The sequence below is a fragment of the Paucihalobacter sp. genome, from assembly GCF_036825875.1.
In the GTDB taxonomy this organism is placed as follows: domain Bacteria; phylum Bacteroidota; class Bacteroidia; order Flavobacteriales; family Flavobacteriaceae; genus Paucihalobacter.
In genome coordinates this window covers 1-19,729 of record NZ_DAISXK010000020.1, presented here as the reverse complement: position 1 = coordinate 19,729, position 19,729 = coordinate 1, and the positions used below count along the sequence as shown (strand labels likewise).

General features: G+C 36.1%; 24 protein-coding genes. 14 read left to right on the top strand and 10 right to left on the bottom strand.

The window, feature by feature from the left end; translation table 11 throughout:
* Window positions 1-2 precede the first annotated feature (2 nt).
* Window positions 3-752 (top strand): uroporphyrinogen-III synthase, encoded by a 750-nt coding sequence (locus V7Z48_RS07535; protein ID WP_334112793.1) that lies wholly within the window; start codon window positions 3-5, stop codon window positions 750-752.
* A gap of 69 nt (window positions 753-821) precedes the next feature.
* On the opposite strand, the gene pckA is transcribed toward V7Z48_RS07535, so the two are convergent.
* Together pckA and V7Z48_RS07525 are read right to left on the bottom strand one after the other, a co-directional pair.
* The gene (gene pckA, locus V7Z48_RS07530) at window positions 822-2,435 is read right to left on the bottom strand and encodes a phosphoenolpyruvate carboxykinase (ATP) (protein ID WP_334112792.1); all 1,614 of its coding nucleotides are present in this window, start codon (window positions 2,433-2,435) and stop codon (window positions 822-824) included.
* 64 nt (window positions 2,436-2,499) lie between these two features.
* On the bottom strand, window positions 2,500-2,889 hold the full coding sequence (locus V7Z48_RS07525) for a DUF423 domain-containing protein (RefSeq protein WP_334112791.1): 390 nt from the start codon (window positions 2,887-2,889) through the stop codon (window positions 2,500-2,502).
* A gap of 79 nt (window positions 2,890-2,968) precedes the next feature.
* Here V7Z48_RS07525 and V7Z48_RS07520 point away from each other — a divergent pair, with 79 nt between their 5' ends.
* Together V7Z48_RS07520 and V7Z48_RS07515 are read left to right on the top strand one after the other, a co-directional pair.
* On the top strand, window positions 2,969-4,333 hold the full coding sequence (locus tag V7Z48_RS07520) for a saccharopine dehydrogenase family protein (protein ID WP_334112790.1): 1,365 nt from the start codon (window positions 2,969-2,971) through the stop codon (window positions 4,331-4,333).
* A 228-nt stretch (window positions 4,334-4,561) separates the two neighbouring features.
* On the top strand, window positions 4,562-5,032 hold the full coding sequence (locus tag V7Z48_RS07515; protein WP_334112820.1) for an Lrp/AsnC ligand binding domain-containing protein: 471 nt from the start codon (window positions 4,562-4,564) through the stop codon (window positions 5,030-5,032).
* Window positions 5,033-5,181: 149 nt separating this feature from the next.
* On the opposite strand, the gene V7Z48_RS07510 is transcribed toward V7Z48_RS07515, so the two are convergent.
* Window positions 5,182-5,877, bottom strand: coding sequence for a zinc metallopeptidase (locus V7Z48_RS07510; protein ID WP_334112789.1), 696 nt, complete (start codon window positions 5,875-5,877; stop codon window positions 5,182-5,184).
* A 136-nt stretch (window positions 5,878-6,013) separates the two neighbouring features.
* The gene (locus V7Z48_RS07505) at window positions 6,014-9,019 is read right to left on the bottom strand and encodes a leucine--tRNA ligase (RefSeq protein WP_334112788.1); all 3,006 of its coding nucleotides are present in this window, start codon (window positions 9,017-9,019) and stop codon (window positions 6,014-6,016) included.
* Between the two features lie 118 nt (window positions 9,020-9,137).
* On the opposite strand from V7Z48_RS07505, the gene V7Z48_RS07500 reads away from it, so the two are divergent.
* From V7Z48_RS07500 to V7Z48_RS07475, 6 genes are all read left to right on the top strand, one after another.
* Window positions 9,138-10,016 carry a cell division protein FtsX gene (locus V7Z48_RS07500; RefSeq protein ID WP_334112787.1) on the top strand — a complete coding sequence of 293 codons (879 nt, stop codon included), beginning with the start codon at window positions 9,138-9,140 and terminating at the stop codon, window positions 10,014-10,016.
* 101 nt (window positions 10,017-10,117) lie between these two features.
* Window positions 10,118-10,387 (top strand): DUF3098 domain-containing protein, encoded by a 270-nt coding sequence (locus V7Z48_RS07495; RefSeq protein WP_334112786.1) that lies wholly within the window; start codon window positions 10,118-10,120, stop codon window positions 10,385-10,387.
* A 39-nt stretch (window positions 10,388-10,426) separates the two neighbouring features.
* Window positions 10,427-11,221, top strand: coding sequence for an undecaprenyl-diphosphate phosphatase (locus tag V7Z48_RS07490; protein WP_334112785.1), 795 nt, complete (start codon window positions 10,427-10,429; stop codon window positions 11,219-11,221).
* A gap of 2 nt (window positions 11,222-11,223) precedes the next feature.
* Entirely contained in the window at window positions 11,224-11,913 is a 690-nt protein-coding gene (gene truB / locus V7Z48_RS07485) for a tRNA pseudouridine(55) synthase TruB (protein WP_334112784.1), read from the top strand.
* 33 nt (window positions 11,914-11,946) lie between these two features.
* Entirely contained in the window at window positions 11,947-12,489 is a 543-nt protein-coding gene (locus V7Z48_RS07480) for a hypothetical protein (RefSeq protein WP_334112783.1), read from the top strand.
* A gap of 59 nt (window positions 12,490-12,548) precedes the next feature.
* A complete protein-coding gene (locus tag V7Z48_RS07475) occupies window positions 12,549-13,253 on the top strand; it encodes a hypothetical protein (protein WP_334112782.1) in 705 nt (234 codons plus the stop codon).
* Here the strand turns inward: V7Z48_RS07475 and V7Z48_RS07470 are convergent.
* The 3 genes from V7Z48_RS07470 to V7Z48_RS07460 form a co-directional block, all read right to left on the bottom strand.
* On the bottom strand, window positions 13,250-13,870 hold the full coding sequence (locus V7Z48_RS07470) for a thioredoxin family protein (RefSeq protein ID WP_334112781.1): 621 nt from the start codon (window positions 13,868-13,870) through the stop codon (window positions 13,250-13,252). The two genes, V7Z48_RS07475 and V7Z48_RS07470, sit on opposite strands and share 4 nt — an antisense overlap.
* A gap of 144 nt (window positions 13,871-14,014) precedes the next feature.
* On the bottom strand, window positions 14,015-14,485 hold the full coding sequence (locus V7Z48_RS07465) for an RES family NAD+ phosphorylase (RefSeq protein ID WP_334112780.1): 471 nt from the start codon (window positions 14,483-14,485) through the stop codon (window positions 14,015-14,017).
* On the bottom strand, window positions 14,485-14,988 hold the full coding sequence (locus V7Z48_RS07460; protein ID WP_334112779.1) for an MbcA/ParS/Xre antitoxin family protein: 504 nt from the start codon (window positions 14,986-14,988) through the stop codon (window positions 14,485-14,487). Before V7Z48_RS07460 ends, V7Z48_RS07465 begins: the two co-directional genes overlap by 1 nt.
* A gap of 260 nt (window positions 14,989-15,248) precedes the next feature.
* Here V7Z48_RS07460 and V7Z48_RS07455 point away from each other — a divergent pair, with 260 nt between their 5' ends.
* The 4 genes from V7Z48_RS07455 to V7Z48_RS07440 all read left to right on the top strand — a co-directional run bounded on the left by V7Z48_RS07455 (window position 15,249) and on the right by V7Z48_RS07440 (window position 16,693).
* Window positions 15,249-15,440 (top strand): hypothetical protein, encoded by a 192-nt coding sequence (locus tag V7Z48_RS07455; RefSeq protein WP_334112778.1) that lies wholly within the window; start codon window positions 15,249-15,251, stop codon window positions 15,438-15,440.
* A 42-nt stretch (window positions 15,441-15,482) separates the two neighbouring features.
* Window positions 15,483-15,773, top strand: coding sequence for a hypothetical protein (locus V7Z48_RS07450; RefSeq protein ID WP_334112777.1), 291 nt, complete (start codon window positions 15,483-15,485; stop codon window positions 15,771-15,773).
* 48 nt (window positions 15,774-15,821) lie between these two features.
* The gene (locus V7Z48_RS07445) at window positions 15,822-16,016 is read left to right on the top strand and encodes a hypothetical protein (RefSeq protein WP_334112776.1); all 195 of its coding nucleotides are present in this window, start codon (window positions 15,822-15,824) and stop codon (window positions 16,014-16,016) included.
* Window positions 16,017-16,129: 113 nt separating this feature from the next.
* Complete coding sequence (locus V7Z48_RS07440; protein ID WP_334112775.1) at window positions 16,130-16,693, top strand: DNA-3-methyladenine glycosylase I; 564 nt, start codon at window positions 16,130-16,132, stop codon at window positions 16,691-16,693.
* Here V7Z48_RS07440 and aat read toward each other — a convergent pair.
* The 3 genes from aat to V7Z48_RS07425 form a co-directional block, all read right to left on the bottom strand.
* Window positions 16,690-17,319: a leucyl/phenylalanyl-tRNA--protein transferase gene (gene aat / locus V7Z48_RS07435; RefSeq protein WP_334112774.1), complete on the bottom strand. Its 630-nt coding sequence runs from the start codon at window positions 17,317-17,319 to the stop codon at window positions 16,690-16,692. The genes V7Z48_RS07440 and aat overlap by 4 nt on opposite strands.
* A gap of 205 nt (window positions 17,320-17,524) precedes the next feature.
* Window positions 17,525-17,902 (bottom strand): DUF3127 domain-containing protein, encoded by a 378-nt coding sequence (locus tag V7Z48_RS07430; protein ID WP_334112773.1) that lies wholly within the window; start codon window positions 17,900-17,902, stop codon window positions 17,525-17,527.
* Window positions 17,903-17,930: 28 nt separating this feature from the next.
* Window positions 17,931-18,815 (bottom strand): flavin reductase family protein, encoded by an 885-nt coding sequence (locus V7Z48_RS07425; RefSeq protein ID WP_334112772.1) that lies wholly within the window; start codon window positions 18,813-18,815, stop codon window positions 17,931-17,933.
* 124 nt (window positions 18,816-18,939) lie between these two features.
* On the opposite strand from V7Z48_RS07425, the gene V7Z48_RS07420 reads away from it, so the two are divergent.
* On the top strand, window positions 18,940-19,729 hold a 790-nt coding region (locus tag V7Z48_RS07420), incomplete at its 3' end, for a histidine kinase dimerization/phospho-acceptor domain-containing protein (protein ID WP_334112771.1).

Below are 19,729 nucleotides of genomic sequence, written 5' to 3'. Positions count from 1 at the left end.
ACATGAAGGTAAAAACAATTTTAGTGTCGCAACCAGAGCCTAAAATAGAAAACTCACCGTATTTTGATTTAATAGAGAAACAAAAAGTTAAAATTGACTTTAGGCCTTTTATACACGTAGAAGGTGTCCCTTCTAAAGATATTCGCCAACAAAAAGTTGATTTAACAAAATATACCGCTATTATTCTTACTAGTAGAAATTCTGTTGACCATTTTTTTAGAGTGGCTGAAGAAATGCGTTATAAAGTGCCAGATACGTTGAAATATTTTTGTCAATCGGAAGCTGTAGCTTTCTACCTCCAGAAATACGTAGTCTACAGAAAACGGAAAATTTATGTTGGAAAGCGTAATTTTGAAGATTTGTCACCGATGATAAAGAAATATAAGGACGAAAAATTCTTACTTCCAACAACCGATAAAGTTAAACCAGAGGTTCCAGAGTTTTTAGACAAATTAGGTGTTAATTACAAACAAGCCACTTTTTATAAAACGGTTATAAGTGATTTATCTGATTTAGCAGACGTTTACTACGACATTTTAGTCTTTTTTAGTCCGTCGGGAATTGAATCTTTATTTCATAACTTTCCTAACTTCGAACAAAAAGAAACCCGTTTAGCAGTTTTCGGAAATACAACCTTAAAAGCAGTGGAAGAAAAAGGATTGCGCGTAGATATAGCTGCACCAACTCCCGAAACACCTTCAATGACCATGGCTTTAGAAAAATATATTGAAAAAGCTAATAGAAGTAAATAAATAACAATAACACATAAAAAAATGCGATTCTTTTAGGAATCGCATTTTTTATTTGTTGTAAGCTCGTATTTATTTTTCAGTATTTGGTGCCCCTTTTAAAATAGAATCACTTGCGTTGGCCTTAAATTTTTCAAAATTATTAGCAAAAGATTGTGCCAATTTATAAGCCGTTTTATAGTAAGCTTCATCATTATTCCATGTTTTTCTTGGACTCAAGACCTCTGTTGGTACATTGGGACAAGTACGAGGTTGTTGTACTCCAAAAACAGAATGAACATGATAATTATCTTTATTGGCCGCTTCCAAACTGCCATCCATTGCTGCAGTGATCATGGCACGTGTGTATTTTAATTTCATACGTGTTCCCACGCCGTAAGGTCCGCCAGTCCATCCCGTATTTACTAGCCAAACATTAACACCTGCTTCTTGCATTTTTTTGCTGAGCATTTCGGCATATTTCGTGGGATGTAATGGCATAAATGGCGCTCCAAAACAAGCCGAAAAACTCGGCTGCGGTTCATTTACACCTTCTTCTGTTCCTGCAACTTTAGCCGTGTAACCAGAAATAAAATGATAAGCCGCTTGACCAGGTGTGAGCTTAGAAATTGGAGGTAAAACTCCAAAAGCATCAGCCGTTAAAAAGAAAATATTCTTAGGATTAAAACCAATTGAAGGTGTTTGAATATTGTCTATATGATAAATTGGGTAACTAACTCTAGTGTTTTGGGTAATACTTGTATTGCTAAAATCCACTTCGCCATCATTGTCCATAACCACATTCTCCAAAATAGCACCGCGTTTTATTGCATCGAATATTTCGGGCTCACTTTCTCTACTTAGGTTAATGGCTTTGGCATAACAGCCGCCTTCAAAATTAAAAACTGTATTTTCATTGGTCCATCCATGCTCATCATCGCCAATTAATTTGCGATTGGGATCTGCCGATAGTGTGGTTTTTCCAGTTCCAGAGAGACCGAAAAATATCGCTGTATCACCATCTTTTCCAACATTTGCACTACAATGCATGGGCAAGGTGTTTTTAAATACAGGTAAGATAAAATTTAGGGCAGAAAAAATTCCTTTTTTTATTTCGCCTGTATAACCCGTACCACCAATCAAGGCAATTTTTCTGGAAAAATTCAAAATCGCAAAATTGTGTTGTCGGGTTCCGTCAACTTCCGGATTGGCATGAAATCCAGGTGCATTTATAACAGTCCATTCTGGTTTGAAATTTTCAAGTTCTTCCTCGTTGGGTCTTAAAAACATGTTGTAAACAAACAGATTACTCCATGGATATTCGTTCACAACTCTAATATTAAGATTGTAGTTATGATCAGCACAAGCGTAACAATCTCTAACAAAAAGTTCCTTTTCAGATAAATAATCAACTACTTTATTATACAATGCGTCAAAAGCATCCGATTCATATGGAATATTGATGTTGCCCCACCAAACACGGTCTTGAGTGATTGCATCTTTAACAATAAATCTGTCCTTTGGTGATCTACCAGTAAATTCTCCAGTGTTTACCGCTAATGCGCCGGATGAAGCCGTAACGCCTTGCCCTTTTTCAACAGTTATATCGTGAAGCTCGTCAGGTGATAATTGGTATCTAACCTTGGCATTGTTGATGCCTAATGATTTTAACGAAATCGATTTCGTAGCTGGCGTGTATTCTACCATAATTTTGCGTTGTTTAGAGCACAAAATTAAGAATAAATATTAGCCTTCAAACAAAAATTAACAACTATTCTAATTTCAATTTTATGAAATTAACCAATAAAGTTACCCATGCAATTATAAGTAAAAGTCCGCCAATTGGGGTAATAAATGCAATCTTTTTAAAATCGAAAGCACTTAAACTATTAGTGGCAAGCCCATAAATTGAGCCAGAAAAAAATACAATACCTATTAAAACTAAATAGAAAATAGCACTTTTAAAACCATTACTTACGTAGGTTGATGACCCTACAAATAACAAAAACAGTGCGTGATACATTTGATATTTAACACCGGTTTCAAAACTTGCCAAGGCATCTGGACTTATCAGCTTTTTTAAACCATGTGCTGCAAATGCTCCTAAAACTACACTTAAAACACCTAAAATAGTCGCGGTAATTAAAATTGATTTGTTCATAATAAATCTGGAATTTCAGTCGGCTGTTCAGGCTTAATTTAATACTTTCGTCTAACAAAGATACACAACCTAACTTAGTATGCGAAACATTTTAATTATAGGAGCCGGCAAATCATCATCATATTTAATTCAGTATTTATTGAATAAATCTACTGCCGAACAACTTCAAATAATCATTGGAGATATCAATAATGATCAGGCTCAAAAACTCATAGGAAATCACCAAAATGCCTCGGTTATCGCTTTAGATGTTTTTAATAAAACACAACGTACCGAAGCCATCCAAAATGCCGACATTGTCATTTCGATGTTGCCTGCGCATTTACATATTGAAGTGGCCAAAGACTGCATCACTTTCAAAAAAAATATGGTTACCGCATCGTATGTAAGCGATGACATGCAAGCGCTCAATCAAGAGGCCATCGACAATGGTTTGATTTTTATGAACGAAATTGGCGTAGACCCTGGAATTGACCACATGAGTGCCATGAAGGTTATCGATAGCATTAGAGACAAAGGTGGAAAAATGATTTTGTTTGAGTCGTTTACTGGCGGTTTAGTCGCACCCGAAAGTGACGATAATTTATGGCATTACAAATTCACCTGGAACCCGCGCAATGTAGTTTTGGCCGGTCAAGGTGGTGCCGCAAAATTTTTACAAGAAGGCAAGTTTAAATACATTCCCTATCACAGATTGTTTAGGCGAACCGAATTTTTAGAAATAGAAAACTACGGTAAGTTTGAAGTCTATGCCAACCGCGATTCATTAAAATACCAAAGCGTTTACGGGTTAGATAATATCAAAACCTTATATCGTGGCACCATGCGCCGTGTAGGTTTCAGTAAGGCATGGAACATGTTCGTCATGCTGGGTATGACTGACGATAGCTATGTAATTGAAGACAGCGAAAACATGAGCTACCGCGATTTCGTAAATGCGTTTCTTCCTTACAGCCCCAACGATTCTGTTGAATTAAAATTTCGACACAGTTTAAAAATAGACCAGGATGATATTATTTGGGACAAGCTAGAAGAGCTCAATATTTTTAGTGCCGATAAAAAAGTTGAATTAAAACAAGCCACACCAGCACAAATCCTTCAAAAAATACTGATGGATAGTTGGACCTTAGACCCAACCGACAAGGATATGATTGTCATGTATCACAAATTTGGTTACGAACTTAACGGTAAAAAACACCAAATAGATTCTAGTCTTGTGGTAATTGGCGAAGATCAAACTTACACTGCCATGTCCAAAACCGTCGGCTTACCTGTTGCCATTGCCACTTTGGCTATTCTGAATGGCACTATTAACACACCAGGTGTACAAATTCCGATTACCAAAGAAGTTTACACTCCGATTTTAGATGAGCTGAAAACCTTTGATATAGAATTCAACGAAAAAGAAGTTCCTTACCTTGGTTACAATCCACTAAATAACTAAAAAACGTGTTTCTGTTTAAAATATTAACTATATTAGAGTTTTCAATTTCAAATTAAAACTTTAATTAATAAATAAACGAATAAATTTTTTGGGCGTTACCTCCAACTTCCAAAAAAGTTGGAGGTCGGGCTTTTCGCACTCGCTTCTACCCAACTTTGGTTGGGTAGAGAGCTCAAACAAATGCTCCAATCCCTAACGCAAACCGAAACTCTTAATACCAACTTCAAAATGAAAATTAAAAACGAACATATCATCATAGACGGCATCGATAAAAAAATTCTCCGTGCCTTGATGGAAGATGCGCGTACCCCAGTTTTAGAGATCGCGCGTTCAGTGGGGATTTCTGGGGCTGCCATACACCAACGTTTACGAAAGTTAGAAAAATCAGGACTTATCGCAGGTTCGAAATTTATTATAAATCCAGCGATTTTAGGATACACCACCATGGCTTATGTTGGCGTGTATTTAGATAAAGCCATGAACAATCCCGAAGCCGTAAAACAACTTCAAAAAATACCCGAAGTACTTGAATGTCATTATACCACCGGACATTGGAGTATATTTTTAAAACTACTTTGCCGTGACAATGCCCATTTAATGGAAGTGCTTAATAAAAATATTCAATCCATTTCTGGCGTGTCGCGTACCGAAACTTTCATTTCGCTCGACCAACAGATAGATAGGCAAATTAGTATATAGATTATCAACCATTTCGGCTAACCAGATGTAAATCTAATTCTAACAGACTCATATTCTGAGCAAACACTACAGATTAACCATAAAAGTAGGGTCAAAAAAAAAGACCTTTCATAATGAAAGATCTTAATATTTTAAAAACTTTTAATGTGTTAATCTCTGCCGCCGAATACTTGCAAGGCCCAGTATAACAAGGATGCTAAGGCGCCGATAGCAGCCACTAAATAGGTTCTGGCTGCCCATTTTAAAGCATCTGCCGATCCTTTATATTCTTCTGGCGTCACCACATTTTTTGCTTTTAACCAAGCCAGAGCACGGTTACTGGCATCGTATTCTACTGGTAAGGTCACCAAACTGAAAATCGTTGCAAAAGCCATAAAGACCAAACCAACTACTGCAATCCAAAATCCAAAACCTAAACCAGCAGCAGCACCAAGAATTAAACCACCAAATACCAACCACTGCGACATACCAGAAGTCACGCTAACCATTGGCACCAAGGTAGAACGCATCTGTAACCAACTGTACGCTTGTGCATGCTGCACGGCATGACCACATTCGTGTGCCGCCACAGCAGCCGCAGCCGCATTGCGTTCGTGATACACAGACTCGCTTAAATTAACGGTTTTGTTTTTTGGGTTGTAATGATCGGTAAGTTTACCTGGTGTCGAAATTACCTCAACATCATAAATACCGTTATCAGACAACATTTTTTCAGCGATTTCACGACCGCTCATCCCGTTGCGCAGTTGCACCTTTGAGTAATGCGCAAATTTGCGTTTTAACTGACTACTTACTAACCAACTAACAAGAGCAATAGCTCCAATTAAAATATAATATCCAAACATGTTTATCTAAAATTTAATTCAGTTTAAAATTATACTAACTTATCAAAAAATGAGCCAAATTTACATTCAGAAATTTTGTCAGATGATGAAATTTTGCGTTTAATTTTTTTATCAATTCTTGGCTCCTAAAATATTCTTATCCAACGATATTTACTATTTTTCCTGGTACCACAATTACCTTTTTAGGCGTGCGACCTTGGAGTTGTTCTTGTGTTTTTTCGTGCGCCAATACGGTTGCTTCAATGGCTTCTTTGCTTAAATCTAAGGGTAACTCCATCGTAAATCGCATTTTTCCGTTAAAGGAAATGGGATATTCTTTAGTACTTTCCACCAAAAACTGGGCATCAAACTCGGGAAAAGGCGCTGTTGAAATAGATGTGCTATTGCCCAACTGCGCCCACAATTCCTCGGCAATATGCGGCGCATAAGGCGAAATGAGGATTAGCAAAGGTTCTAAAATTTCTTTACTGGTGCATTTTTGAGCAGTGAGTTCGTTTACGGCAATCATAAAAGTGGACACGGTGGTATTAAATGAAAAATTCTCAATATCCTCTGTGACTTTTTTAATGGTTTTGTGCAATGTTTTCAAACTCTCTTTTGAAGGTGCTGCCTCCTTCACATTAACACCGTGTTCACCTACATACAACTTCCATAATTTTTTTAGGAAGCCGTGCACACCTGTAATACCAGCAGTATTCCATGGTTTGTATTGCTCTAAAGGTCCAAGAAACATTTCGTAGAGACGCAAACTATCCGCGCCGTAATCGATACAGATTTGGTCGGGATTGACAACGTTGTATTTGGATTTGGACATTTTTTCCGCTTCTCTAATCGCAAAATATGGTTCTTGAGACAAATATTGTGCACCTAAAAACTGAGGTTGCCAAAGTCTTAATTTTTCCTTGTTAACTTCATCGGATGTACCCTCAAGCAAGGAAATATCGATGTGAGATTTTATTAGATTTTCTTTGGAATAGTAAAGCTCAACAATATCTCGGCTTATATTATTTATTTTTATCCAATTATCAACTGTGTTTGAATGTCCAAATGAATTAATTTCGTCGAATACTTCCTTCTTTATTATTAGAACTTTCGGTGCACTACTTACTTTCCTTAATCTTTCTTTGTCTTCTTCCTTATTATCAAAGCTTACAGCAGTTTTTGCCTGCAAGAGTAAAACAAGTACAAACGCACTCGTCCCCAAAATCATCCCTTGGTTAATCAATTTTTTAAAGGGTTCCTCCGTAGGTGCATAGCCGCGGTCTTTTAAAAACTTGTTCCAAAAGCGTGAATACAGTAAATGTCCAGTGGCATGTTCGCTACCGCCAATATATAAATCGACGTTCTCCCAATAATTTAAGGCCTCTTTTCCTGCAAACTCATCGGTGTTGTCCGCATCCATATAACGCATCCAATACCAAGAAGATCCTGCCCAACCTGGCATGGTGTTCAATTCCAATGGAAACACTGTTGTGTGATTAATGTTTGTATTTGCTACAACCTCATTGCGTTCCGTATCCCAAGCCCAAATGGTTGCGTTTCCAAATGGTGGTTCGCCGGTTTCGGTGGGTAGGTATTTTTCAACTTCTGGTAATTTTATGGGTAAGTGCTTCGCCTCAATCATTTGCGGCATCCCATTCACATAATACACAGGGAATGGTTCGCCCCAATATCGCTGACGTGAAAATACAGCATCGCGCAAACGGTAATTGGTTTTTCCTTTACCTTGTCCTAAAGATTCCAAAGCTTCAATGGCTTTTTTAGTGGCTTCCTTATAACCCAGACCATTTAGAAAATCGCTGTTGGTTATCACCGTTTTTTCTTTATCCGAAAAGGCTGCTTCGCTAATATCAACACCTTCAAATATATTAGGAATCGGGATATTAAAATGCTTAGCAAAGGCATAATCACGTTCATCGCCGCAGGGCACGGACATTACCGCGCCAGTGCCATAACCTGCCAAAACATAATCGCCAATCCAAATGGGGATTGGTTCTTTGGTAAATGGGTGCTCCGCAAACGCTCCTGTAAAGACTCCAGAAATTGTTTTCACATCGGCCATACGGTCACGTTCACTGCGCATTGCTGTTTTTTCGATGTAGGCTTCAACTTCTGCTTTTTGGGCATCGGTTGTGATTTGTGCAACTAGCTCGTGTTCTGGAGCGAGGGTCATAAAGGACACGCCGAAAATGGTGTCGGGTCTGGTGGTGAAAACATCGATAACATGTCTTTCTGAAATAGGAGATTGCTTCGCGTTGCTCGCAATGACGTTGAATGAAACGGAAGCTCCTACCGATTTCCCAATCCAATAGCGTTGGCTTTCTTTTAAAGCATCCGTCCAGTCGATGTCATTTAAACCTTGCAGTAATCGTTCGGCGTAAGCGGAAATTCGCATACTCCATTGGGTCATTTTTTTTCGAATCACTGGATGGCCACCGCGTTCAGAAACGCCGTTTATGATTTCATCGTTGGCTAAAACGGTTCCTAATGCTGGGCACCAGTTCACTTCAGTTTCGGCTAAATATGTCAACCTATATTTTAAAAGAATTTCTTGTTGTTGAACTGATGAAAAACTGTTCCATGCTTCTGCAGAAAATAATTCTACATCATCGTCGCAAACAGCATTTACATTGACGTTACCTTCAGAAGCAAATTTTATAATGAGCGTATCGATAGATTCGGCTTTATTGCTGTTATTGTTATACCACGATTCAAACAATTGAATAAATATCCACTGCGTCCATTTGTAATAATTTGGGTCGCTGGTGCGCACCTCTCTACTCCAATCAAACGAAAAACCAATTTGATCTAGTTGACGGCGATAGGTTTGAATATTCTCTTCAGTGGTTAAAGCAGGGTGCTGACCGGTTTGAATGGCATATTGCTCCGCAGGTAAACCAAAGCTATCATAACCTTGCGGATGCAACACATTAAAGCCTTTGTGGCGTTTGTACCGCGCATAAATATCCGATGCTATATAGCCAAGCGGATGCCCGACGTGCAAACCAGCACCTGAGGGATACGGAAACATATCGAGTACATAATATTTGGGCTTATCCGAATTGTTTTCGGCTTTAAAAGTTTGGTTATCTGCCCAGTATTTCTGCCAGTCTCTTTCAATTCTATTGAAATCGTATTTCATCACTACTTACAATTTAATGCGCAAATTTAAGTTTAATATAACACTATTAAAAGTTTAAACCTCGTTATAGATAGCTTAATCAATTTGTTTTATATTTTTACACCGTTAATCAATTTCTATGGCATCTTCTTTTGACAAATACCAAAAGCGAAAATTAGTTTCCTCGTATATTTCTGTAGTAGTAAGCATTGCCTTAGTGCTATTTTTATTAGGTTGCCTAGGCTTGTTTATTTTTAATGCGAAAAAAGTTGCTGACCATTTTAAGGAACAGGTGGTAATGACCATATACTTGAATGAATCAGCAAAAGAGGTAGAAGTTGACCAACTTAAAAAGCGATTGGCCATGGCCGATTACACCAAATCAACCACCTATGTTTCTAAAGAAGAAGCTGCCGAAATCATGAAGGCTGAAAACGGGGAAGATTTTATGGATTACTTAGGTTTTAATCCCTTACAAAATTCTATCGATGTTTATTTAAAAGCCGATTTCGTCACCAATGATGTTATAAACGAAATAACCGAAGAACTTTCCACTAAAAGCTTTGTAGAGGACATTCGATACGATAACGATTTGGTATTCATCATGAATAACAACGTTAAAAAAATCACTTTTTGGGTACTCATTATCAGCGCTTTATTTACTTTGATAGCGGTGTTACTTATCAATAGCTCTATAAGACTCGCGGTGTACTCCAAGCGGTTTATAATCAAAACCATGCAAATGGTAGGCGCCACAAAAACTTTTATTAGAAGACCTTTTGTTTATAAAAGTGTACAGCTTGGAATAATTGGCGCCTTATTAGCCTTGGCAGCAATGGCAGTTGTACTATATTATTTGAATCAAAGTTTTCCGGAATTACAATTACTCAACGAACCTTTATTATTAGTAGCATTGTTTGTTGGGATATTTTTGTTAGGAATCATCATTACATGGATGAGTACATTTATTGCAACACAACGATTTTTAAACTTAAAAACCGATCAATTATATTATTAATTATAAGGACTAATATCGTCTGTTTTAAATAAAACCATTACTTTGCAAGCATTAAGGTAAGCAATTTATAATATTATAATTCTTTTATATTTCAACTTGTTATGGGAGAAAAAAAACGAAAAGAAGTTTCAAAAACCAATGTAGTTTTCGGTAAAAAAAATTATAAATGGATGTTCATAGGGATAGGTTTTATAGCACTAGGCTTCATTTTAATGACTGGCGGCGGCAGTAATGACCCTAACGTTTTTAACGATGCTATTTTTAGCTGGAGACGTATTCGATTGGCACCAACTTTAGTATTAATTGGCTTGGGTATTCAGGTATATGCTATTCTGCTAAATCCGAACAAAGAAGACAATGCCAACAATTAAATCAAACTCTAAGTTTTTGGCTTCAATCCTGAATAATTTATGGAAATAATAGATGCCGTAATTTTAGGTGTTGTTCAAGGTTTGACCGAATTTTTACCAGTATCTTCTAGCGGACATTTAGAACTGGGCAAGGCTATTTTAGGCAATCAGGCTGTGCCAGAGGAAAGCTTACTTTTTACAGTCGTTTTGCATTTTGCAACCGCACTTAGCACCATTGTAGTTTTCAGAAAGGATATTTTTGAAATTTTAAAAGGTATTTTGAAATTTGAATGGAACGATGACCTAAAATTTTTGTCAAAAATTGCACTCTCAATGACGCCTGCTGTTATTATTGGCTTGTTATTTGAAAAACAGTTAGAACAACTTTTTGGAAATAATATTTTACTAGTTGGCTATATGCTCATTGTAACAGCTATATTGTTATTACTGGCAGACAAAGCAAAAAACACTAGTAAAGAGGTGAGTTTTTCGAATGCTTTTATCATTGGAATTTCTCAGGCCATCGCGATGTTGCCGGGAATCTCTCGATCTGGCGCTACCATCTCTACATCAGTATTATTAGGAAATGATAAAACCAAAGCCGCGCGATTTTCATTTTTAATGGTAGTACCACTTATTTTCGGGAAAATTGTAAAAGATATATTTAGTGGTGATTTAAGCTACAACAGCACCACCTTTATACCGTTATGCCTCGGATTTGCGGCCGCCTTTGTTTCAGGACTATTCGCCTGTACTTGGATGATCAGATTAGTTAAACAGAGTAAATTGAGTTATTTTGCCCTTTATTGCACCATTGTTGGTATTATTGCCGTTATTTATGCATTATTCAACTGATTATGTTAAACGCTGAAGACTATCAGAATGGTCAAGTTTTACTTATTGACAAACCTTTAAACTGGACTTCCTTTCAAGTAGTAAATAAAATGAGATGGGAAATTAGACGTGCCTTCAAACTTAAAAAAATAAAAGTAGGTCATGCTGGTACTTTGGATCCATTGGCAACAGGTTTATTGGTGATTTGTACTGGGAAAAAAACCAAGGACATCGATACCTATCAAGGTCAGGAAAAAGAATATACCGGCACTTTTGAATTAGGAAGCACAACGCCATCCTACGATTTAGAATCAGCGATTGACAATACTTATCCTACCCAACATATTACTGAAGAATTAATTTATAAAACCACCGCGCAATTTACTGGTGAAATTGCGCAATTTCCACCTGTTTTTTCAGCAATTAAAAAAGAAGGCAAACGACTGTATGAATTTGCCCGCGCGGGTGAGGCAGTTGAAATAGCATCAAGAACCGTTTCAATTTCATCTTTTGAAATCAGCAAAATTGAAGCTACAACCATTCATTTTAAAGTTGCCTGCAGCAAAGGAACCTATATCCGGTCGTTGGCGAACGATTTTGGTATTGCACTAAATTCCGGCGCGCATTTAACCTCACTGAGACGCACCCGCATTGGCAATTTTAAGGTTGAAAATGCACAAACCATTGATGGGTTTATCGATAGCTTGGAATAGTTTTTGATATTGTATTTTCTCTAAGAGTTATACATGAAATACATTCCATTCCCTTTAGTTTGTTTTATGTTTTTCAATGTTTTAAATAGTCAAGAAATTGAAAAAACCAGCGGATTTTTCTACAAGCCATCATTAGCAACCACCATTGGTGTGAACGAAGATTACGAAGTTTTTGACGAAAGTACAGGTACATTATTTGTTCCCAATTCGGTTTTTGTCAATAATACTTTAGGCTATCAATTTGATAGACGATCGCTTTTAGGTTTTAACGTTGAATACAATTGGCACGCATCCAATAATCTACAATTTTTACCTCTTCACCTTAGCTTTCAATACAATATTATTGCCAACGACGACAATGTGTTTTTGAGAGGAAGTTACGGAAGATTCCTTCCAGTAAATCGTCATTTTGAGGAAGGCACTTTTTACCGCGTTGGCACTGGCGTACAACTTTTTGATGCCAACTACAAGAATTCATGGCATTTAGGTTTAGATTTCACCAGGAAAAGATTTGGATTTAGGCAAACCGAAAAACTCAGTAGCGTGTCGCTATTTTTAGAATTTATGCTATTTTAGTCTAAATTTCAAAAATACACGTATATAGTATTGTGACCCTTTCCAATAAACACATAGCAATGCTTATTACATTGTTGCTTTCTGCAATGGTAGTGATGTCTATGTATTTAGTTGAAATTAAGCTGAAAGACGAGCAAATAGCAGAAAGTTATTTCGACATAACGCCACAACCCATTGAAGATGAAAAAAATCTTCCAAAGCTAGACCAAACCCTACCCACAACAAATTCGGCATTTGATGAAGACGACGCGTTTAAAGAAATGATGCGTAATTTCAAAACCGTCAACCGCAGCGATTTTGAAACAGAAACTGACGCCGAAACCGATTCAGAAGAAACCGATTTAGAAACGAACGATTTCACCGATTCAGAAACTGGCGGAAGTAAAAGTGTAGACGCCATTACCAGTGAGGAACAAGGCGATTTTAATGCGGTAAGTGACCTATTGAAAAATTTAAAAAGCAACGCGAAATCTACCAAAAACGTTAATGCAAATAGCACCTTAACCTTCTCATTAAAAGACCGAAACATTTTAAGCTATAATACGCCGCGCTATTTATGCGAAGAAAGCGGAAAAATTGTTGTAAATATAACCGTAAACTCCCAAGGCAAAGTAACTGATACTTATATTAACAAAAGCTCATCCACAAAAAATCAATGTTTAACCGATCATGCATTAGAGTATGCAAATGCCGTATTATTTAATAAGGCGAACTTAGGTTCTCAATTAGGAACTATTACCTTTTATTTTAAAGGGAAAAATTAAACTCCCAATAAGTCTATCAAATCCGCAATTGTGTTTTCTCCCTTGTCTCTATTATACCAAGCTTGAAGTTCTGCTTTAAATTCGTCGGTTAGTTTACCATGGGTGGCTTTAAAATTTTCAACCATTTCAGTAGCTATTGTTGGCCTTGGACCGAAGGTATTTACAACTTCATTCTTTAGATTATCTATCATAATAAGTTTTGGAATTGATTTAGCACCATTGGTTAGAAATTGATCCATTAATTCTGGATGCTCATCTCTAAAAACGAGTTGCAAGTTTATATTTGGGTTTAATTCCGCAATTTTATTCATAAATGGCAGTACATGCGCGGCGTCGCCACACCAAGACTCGGTAAGCACCAACCATGTTACTTTACCATTAAAGGCGTTTATTCTTTGCTGTATATCCTCGGAAATTTTCACTGTTTTATCCCAACGCGCCATACGTTTTTGGTTGAGTTTGGTATATGCTACCAAATCGGGTGTAGCATTTATGCCACTGCTAGCTTCGATGGCTACTAAATCGTTGATGAGTTGGGTGTATTCTTTATAAGTTAAGGCTGTTTTTAAGCTTTCTGATATGATGTTTTTTGAACTATACGTTTTTACCAATTCCATAGTATAAAATTTTGAATACAAAGTTATTTGCTTCTTTTTAAACAATTAGTGACTTTAGTCACATTAGTATGATTTTTTTTGAATTCTTACAAAACGATGGTTAAAAATCTCAGATGATAGAAAAAAGTTTTATTCGAAAACAACTTATTTACGAATTCCTATCTTAAGTCTATCATCAATTGGTAATTCAATAAGTCTAGTTACTTCAACTTTTCCGAACTCCTTATAAAGCGGATTTAAAATGATATTAGATTCCAGACCAACAATACTTGAAGGCACCCGAAGCGCAAAAAAATTGCGGTCTTTTGACAGTTCCGTAAAAACTTTTGTTGTTTCTGTAAGATATGGATATTGATACCATTTTTCGGGAAGCTCGTTCAATTCTGATATAATAAAGGTGTCCGGAAATTGAATTTCAGCAATCAGTATATGTTTAGGTAAATATGCTATGTTTTCAGAATGAATATAGTATTTTAGTAAAGCCAACGATATATTTTCTGAACAATACACTGCACGCGTTCCAACTTTGTTCCATCTTCCTCCAACTTTTTCAGCTCCTATTCCTGAAAGTGTTGCTTCTTTATATTTAACATTGGCAACTCTGTAAACAATCATCAGCTGTAAACATTATATTGTATTCTAACAATTTCATTTTCTACCATTTCAAATCCAAAACTATTGTCAAGCAATTCGAAAGGAATTCTGTTTCCTAAGGTTTTTAATGGTGTCATTAACCAATTCTTAAAATCTTCTTTCGTATCAAAAACCTCGTAACCTAATCCAAATAACCTCGCCAATTCGTAGATTCGCTCTGAGGTTTCTTTTCCGTAAACGGTCTTTTTTTGCATACTACTTATGGACGATGGCAGAATATTTTCAAACTCCTTCTCCGTAGAACCAATGTAAGTGATAAATTGCTTCCAGTCTGCCTTTTTAACACCTGCACGAATGCGACTTATTAATTCTATCTTGTTTCCCTGTGCGTCTTTCGCATTCAAAACCACCCAATATGGAGTAAATTTTGCAGGAATACTTAGATTTCTAGATTTTCTGGCAACTCTAGATTTAATACCTATTTTTTCTCTGTTGGAATCTTTGGATTTTTTTTCAACACTCATAATTGTATAATTACGCTATCTATATTGTAAATATACAATTTTTAAATTTAATTTTATCATAAGTTATTGAATAGTTCAGATTTAAATATATTTATATTTGTTCGAAATCCAAAACTAAATACTCTGTATTTCAATACTTGTTTCATTCAATTTGATTATAAACTATGAAAATAATATTAACATTATTTCTGTTCTAAACTCTAGCCTGTTCCAGTAGCCAAAATAGTTTTGAAAAATACGATGAATTAGATAGAACAGCGATGCTCCAATTTAAAGATAAGGAATTTGAAAAAGCGCTCATGAATTTTGAAAAAGCAATAAATTTAAGACCTAAGGAAGATGTTTCAATTTATTTTTATCCAACTGCGGCTGCCTTAAACTTGGGCAAATTAGATAAAGCAAAACAATTGTTCATTGCATCGATACAACACAGAAATGCGTTAAAAGATTAATTTTTTAATTTTAAAGAGTTTGACAATTTTAGACATGAGAAAATGTTTGCCGACATTGAAAGTGAGTACGAAGACCATATATCAGAGTTTTTTAATAATTTGAAACATCCCGAAATTTATAAAGAAATAGATAGTTTATATGCAGTAAATCAAGAATATCGCACCAATGGCAGTGAATGCGTGGAAATTGCGAGAATTGATTCGTTAAACATAAAAAGGTTAATTGAAATTACTAAAGATTACGGCTGGCAAAACAAAGGCTGGATTATATTATGGCATCAACGCGGAACTTATGGTAAAAGTAATTATGTTTGGAATTTTTTTAAACCATAAATCGATGAACAAATAGCCGAGGGCACTATGAAAAAAAGTTTTTGGACCATGTTTGAAGAAGAGAAATCAATAATTAATACTAAAGAGCAGATCTATGGTCTTTATTGGGGCCAATTTGACCAATTTCCTATAAAGGACATTGAAAATGTTGATAAAAGACGTACTGAAAAAGGATTAGCACCACTTTGGTACATGGAAAAGGTATATGGAATTGACCTACCATCTGAATATAAAAAACTATAAATTACTTGTATAATAAAAAAATCTCGTCTGAATTTTATTTTTTATAATTTATTTAGCCGAATTAAACTAGGTAATATAGGAACTCAATAAAATTAAAAAACGCTTTAAGCAACATGACCAAAAAACGCTGCGGCTGGTGCGAAGGAGACCAACTATATGAAACCTATCATGACAACGAATGGGGTGTGCCTGTTTATGACGATGCTACTTTGTTTGAGTTTCTATTACTCGAAACCTTTCAAGCGGGATTGAGTTGGATTACCATTTTAAGAAAACGAGAGAATTTTCGATTGGCTTTTGATGATTTTGACCATCAAAAAATTGCGAATTATAATCAACATAAATTGGATAGCCTAATGTTAGATGCAGGTATTATTAGGAACAAGCTTAAAATACAGTCGGCAGTAACCAACGCGCAAGCTTTTATAAAAATTCAAAAAGAGTTTGGAAGTTTTAGCAAGTACATTTGGGCATTCGTTGATGGTAAACCTATTCAAAATAAAGTTATCAATTACAAAACGGCACCACCTACCACGGAGATAAGTGATGCTCTTAGTAAAGATCTTAAAAAACGTGGATTTAAATTTGTGGGTTCAACCATTGTATATGCGCACATGCAAGCCACTGGCATGGTTAACGATCATGAAATAGACTGTTTTAGATACCACGAAGTTTAAGGCAATAAATACCTTAAATAATCACGCCTGGAAATAAATCTTGCGCCCAAGCTCTCCAAATGATTGGTGTGTACTTGACAATCGATTAAGTTATAACTACCGTTTTCGATCAGCGATGTAAAAGCAAATTTACTAGCATTGCTTTTTAAACTAAACATGCTTTCACCGCAGAAAACGCCATTATTTAAATCTACCCCATAGATACCGCCTACTAATTGCTCTTGATCCCAAACCTCGACAGATTTTGCAAATCCTGCTTCATAAAGTTCATTATAAGCTAACTTCATGTTTTGGGTAATCCACGTACCTCTTTGTCCAGGTCGCATAACTTTCGAACAGTTATCAACAACCTCACTAAAAGCTTTATTTTGTGTGATTTGAAATGTAGAAATGCGCATAAACTGTTTCATACTTTTACTAACCTTAAGTTCATTTGGGAACAGTACAAATCTCGGATCTGGAGACCACCACAGAATGGGTTCTTCATTTTCAAACCACGGAAACACACCGATACTATAGGCATATATCAGTCGCTTTAGTGACAAATCAGCACCAACAGCTAAAAGTCCATCCTCGGATGCCTCATTATGATTTGGAAATTGTATGACATCACTTAAAAACTTCATAATTTAAACTGACTATAGGGGTATAGTGGGTTCTATGACGTTAAAGTTTAAACATTACTTTGATAATACAAAGTTTTTAAAGATATTTGATATGACCTTTGTTGATAAAATTTGTTCATCATTGCTTTTTGAGTTTGTTTATGAAGGTCAAACCTAAAACCACAAGATTAAGTCCCGTTTAAAAAACGGGACTTTTCTATTTTAACTAAAACGGCAGGTCGTCGTGCTCGTCCTCGTTGATATTACTCACTGGTTCAAAAGCATCGGCCGGTGGCATTGGTGGCATCTCAGGACTTGAGCCTTCTGATTGCAGCGCTTCAATTCTCCAACCTTGAATTGAGTTGAAATACTTGACTTCGCCTTGCGGATTGGTCCATTCTCTTCCACGTAAATTAATGCTAACCTTTACACTTTGACCAACTTGATAATTATTGAGCAAGTCGGTTTTATCTTGTACAAATTCTACCATGATATCTTGTGGATATTGCTCCTCGGTAGTGACTACAATTTCTCTTTTTCTGAACCCATTGCTTCCAAAAGTTTGGGTCTCTCCTATCATTTTTACTTTTCCTTGAACTTCCATACTAGTTTACTTTACTTAAATTTATTATTTATTCTTTTACATTATCGGACAACAATAATTTCCATGCGCTTTCTACATCACCAAAACTCAAGTGGTTGCGCGCAATGGTTTGACGTTCTCTATGAGACATGGTTGAAATATTTGGATAGCGCGTACTCACATCTTTAACAAATGCGCTTATCTCTTCTAAGGTTGGCAGCGCACTTACATTGCCAAGCATTCCTAAATCGTTTCCTGTTAAAATCATGCTGTTTTTAATATGCTCAGGCATACTATCTACACCAATTCCTATGTTTTTTATAGGCTTAGGAATTTCAAAAAAACCTGCTTTGGCTCTACTGTAATAACTGCCACCGGCGCGAGCAACTAAATCTAAAGCCTCTTGATTAATGGTTAGATCTTCGTTAAGCACTTCATCTGAAATGTGAAATTTCACCACTTCGCAAATAATCAAATTCCCTGCGCCACCTTCAGTTCCCAGCGAAATTACATCGTTTACCTTACATTCAAATTGCACTGGAGCTTCAGCCACCCGAAATGGTTTTACCATATCCGATTTTAGCATGGTTAAACCAGCTTTTTCAAACTCATTGACGCCTTTATCGTATTCGGTGCTACTTAATGACATTTGTTGCACCAAATCGAAATTAACACTATTAATTACCACTTCTTTATGCTGTAAAATATTTTCAAGTGTATGTTTGGTAGTATTATCACGAACCCGACGTGCCGGTGAAAAGACTAAAATAGGTGGATTGGAACTAAATACATTAAAGTAACTAAAGGGTGACAAATTAGGCACGCCGTTAGCATCGACAGTACTTGCAAAAGCAATGGGTCTTGGTCCTACAGCGCTCAGCAAATAGCCGTGAAGTCTTCCGGTAGAAAGGTCTTTAGGTTCTAAAGAAATCATTAGATTTTCGATTTTCAACAAATGTAATTAATATAGTATAGCCTTAAAAATAATTTAGCAACAGAAACAAATAATAATATTAACATAATTCTGTTATATTTAAACCAAAAACCAATCATCAATAATGGCTGTAGGCATTAACCGCAATTTTATCCGGAGCGCGTTTGTTTTAATTTCACTAATAATAGTTTCGTTAATTTCTTGGAATACCTACTCGTTTTTTCAAAAATTTAAGGCAGAAGAACGCGTTAAAATGGAAAACTGGTCTTTTGCGCAGATTGACATCACTAAAAACTTAGATGCCGATACCGATATTGGTGAACTTCCTATAAAAATTTTATCCAGTAATAAAACCACGCCCATGATTACCGTGAGTAAAAAAGGCGAGATTAATTTCAACAATATAGACGAAGAAAAAGCTCAAGACAGTATTTATATTTCTAATCTAATTCAACAATTTAAAAAGGAAAACACACCCATAGAAATTAAGTACGACAATGAAGTTTTGTCTACTTTATATTACGGCAATTCGCCATTGCTGAATAAATTGAAGTACTACCCAATGGCTTTAGTTTTAATTATTGTACTGTTTGCGGCAGTTGCTTATTTTTTCTATCGAAGCACCAAAATTGCCGACCAAAACAAACTTTGGACGGGCATGGCCAAGGAAACAGCACATCAAATTGGTACACCTTTATCTTCCTTGGTTGGATGGAACGAAATTTTAAAATCCGAAAATGTTAACGAAGAATATCTGTTAGAAATTGAAAAGGACATCAACAGACTTCAAACGATCACCGAACGATTTAGTAAAATTGGCTCAATTCCTAATTTAGACCAACATGATATTGTTGCGGTAACCCGAGATTCTTATCAGTATTTAAAGGCGCGGTCATCGAAATTAATAGAATTTG

Coding starts and splice junctions, on each gene's coding strand:
- V7Z48_RS07535 (WP_334112793.1), top strand. CDS start 3: ATGAAGGTAAAAACAATTTTAGTGTCGCAACCAGAGCCTAAAATAGAA.
- pckA (WP_334112792.1), bottom strand. CDS start 2,435: ATGGTAGAATACACGCCAGCTACGAAATCGATTTCGTTAAAATCATTA.
- V7Z48_RS07525 (WP_334112791.1), bottom strand. CDS start 2,889: ATGAACAAATCAATTTTAATTACCGCGACTATTTTAGGTGTTTTAAGT.
- V7Z48_RS07520 (WP_334112790.1), top strand. CDS start 2,969: ATGCGAAACATTTTAATTATAGGAGCCGGCAAATCATCATCATATTTA.
- V7Z48_RS07515 (WP_334112820.1), top strand. CDS start 4,562: ATGAAAATTAAAAACGAACATATCATCATAGACGGCATCGATAAAAAA.
- V7Z48_RS07510 (WP_334112789.1), bottom strand. CDS start 5,877: ATGTTTGGATATTATATTTTAATTGGAGCTATTGCTCTTGTTAGTTGG.
- V7Z48_RS07505 (WP_334112788.1), bottom strand. CDS start 9,019: ATGAAATACGATTTCAATAGAATTGAAAGAGACTGGCAGAAATACTGG.
- V7Z48_RS07500 (WP_334112787.1), top strand. CDS start 9,138: ATGGCATCTTCTTTTGACAAATACCAAAAGCGAAAATTAGTTTCCTCG.
- V7Z48_RS07495 (WP_334112786.1), top strand. CDS start 10,118: ATGGGAGAAAAAAAACGAAAAGAAGTTTCAAAAACCAATGTAGTTTTC.
- V7Z48_RS07490 (WP_334112785.1), top strand. CDS start 10,427: ATGGAAATAATAGATGCCGTAATTTTAGGTGTTGTTCAAGGTTTGACC.
- truB (WP_334112784.1), top strand. CDS start 11,224: ATGTTAAACGCTGAAGACTATCAGAATGGTCAAGTTTTACTTATTGAC.
- V7Z48_RS07480 (WP_334112783.1), top strand. CDS start 11,947: ATGAAATACATTCCATTCCCTTTAGTTTGTTTTATGTTTTTCAATGTT.
- V7Z48_RS07475 (WP_334112782.1), top strand. CDS start 12,549: ATGCTTATTACATTGTTGCTTTCTGCAATGGTAGTGATGTCTATGTAT.
- V7Z48_RS07470 (WP_334112781.1), bottom strand. CDS start 13,870: ATGGAATTGGTAAAAACGTATAGTTCAAAAAACATCATATCAGAAAGC.
- V7Z48_RS07465 (WP_334112780.1), bottom strand. CDS start 14,485: ATGATTGTTTACAGAGTTGCCAATGTTAAATATAAAGAAGCAACACTT.
- V7Z48_RS07460 (WP_334112779.1), bottom strand. CDS start 14,988: ATGAGTGTTGAAAAAAAATCCAAAGATTCCAACAGAGAAAAAATAGGT.
- V7Z48_RS07455 (WP_334112778.1), top strand. CDS start 15,249: ATGCTCCAATTTAAAGATAAGGAATTTGAAAAAGCGCTCATGAATTTT.
- V7Z48_RS07450 (WP_334112777.1), top strand. CDS start 15,483: ATGTTTGCCGACATTGAAAGTGAGTACGAAGACCATATATCAGAGTTT.
- V7Z48_RS07445 (WP_334112776.1), top strand. CDS start 15,822: ATGTTTGAAGAAGAGAAATCAATAATTAATACTAAAGAGCAGATCTAT.
- V7Z48_RS07440 (WP_334112775.1), top strand. CDS start 16,130: ATGACCAAAAAACGCTGCGGCTGGTGCGAAGGAGACCAACTATATGAA.
- aat (WP_334112774.1), bottom strand. CDS start 17,319: ATGAAGTTTTTAAGTGATGTCATACAATTTCCAAATCATAATGAGGCA.
- V7Z48_RS07430 (WP_334112773.1), bottom strand. CDS start 17,902: ATGGAAGTTCAAGGAAAAGTAAAAATGATAGGAGAGACCCAAACTTTT.
- V7Z48_RS07425 (WP_334112772.1), bottom strand. CDS start 18,815: ATGATTTCTTTAGAACCTAAAGACCTTTCTACCGGAAGACTTCACGGC.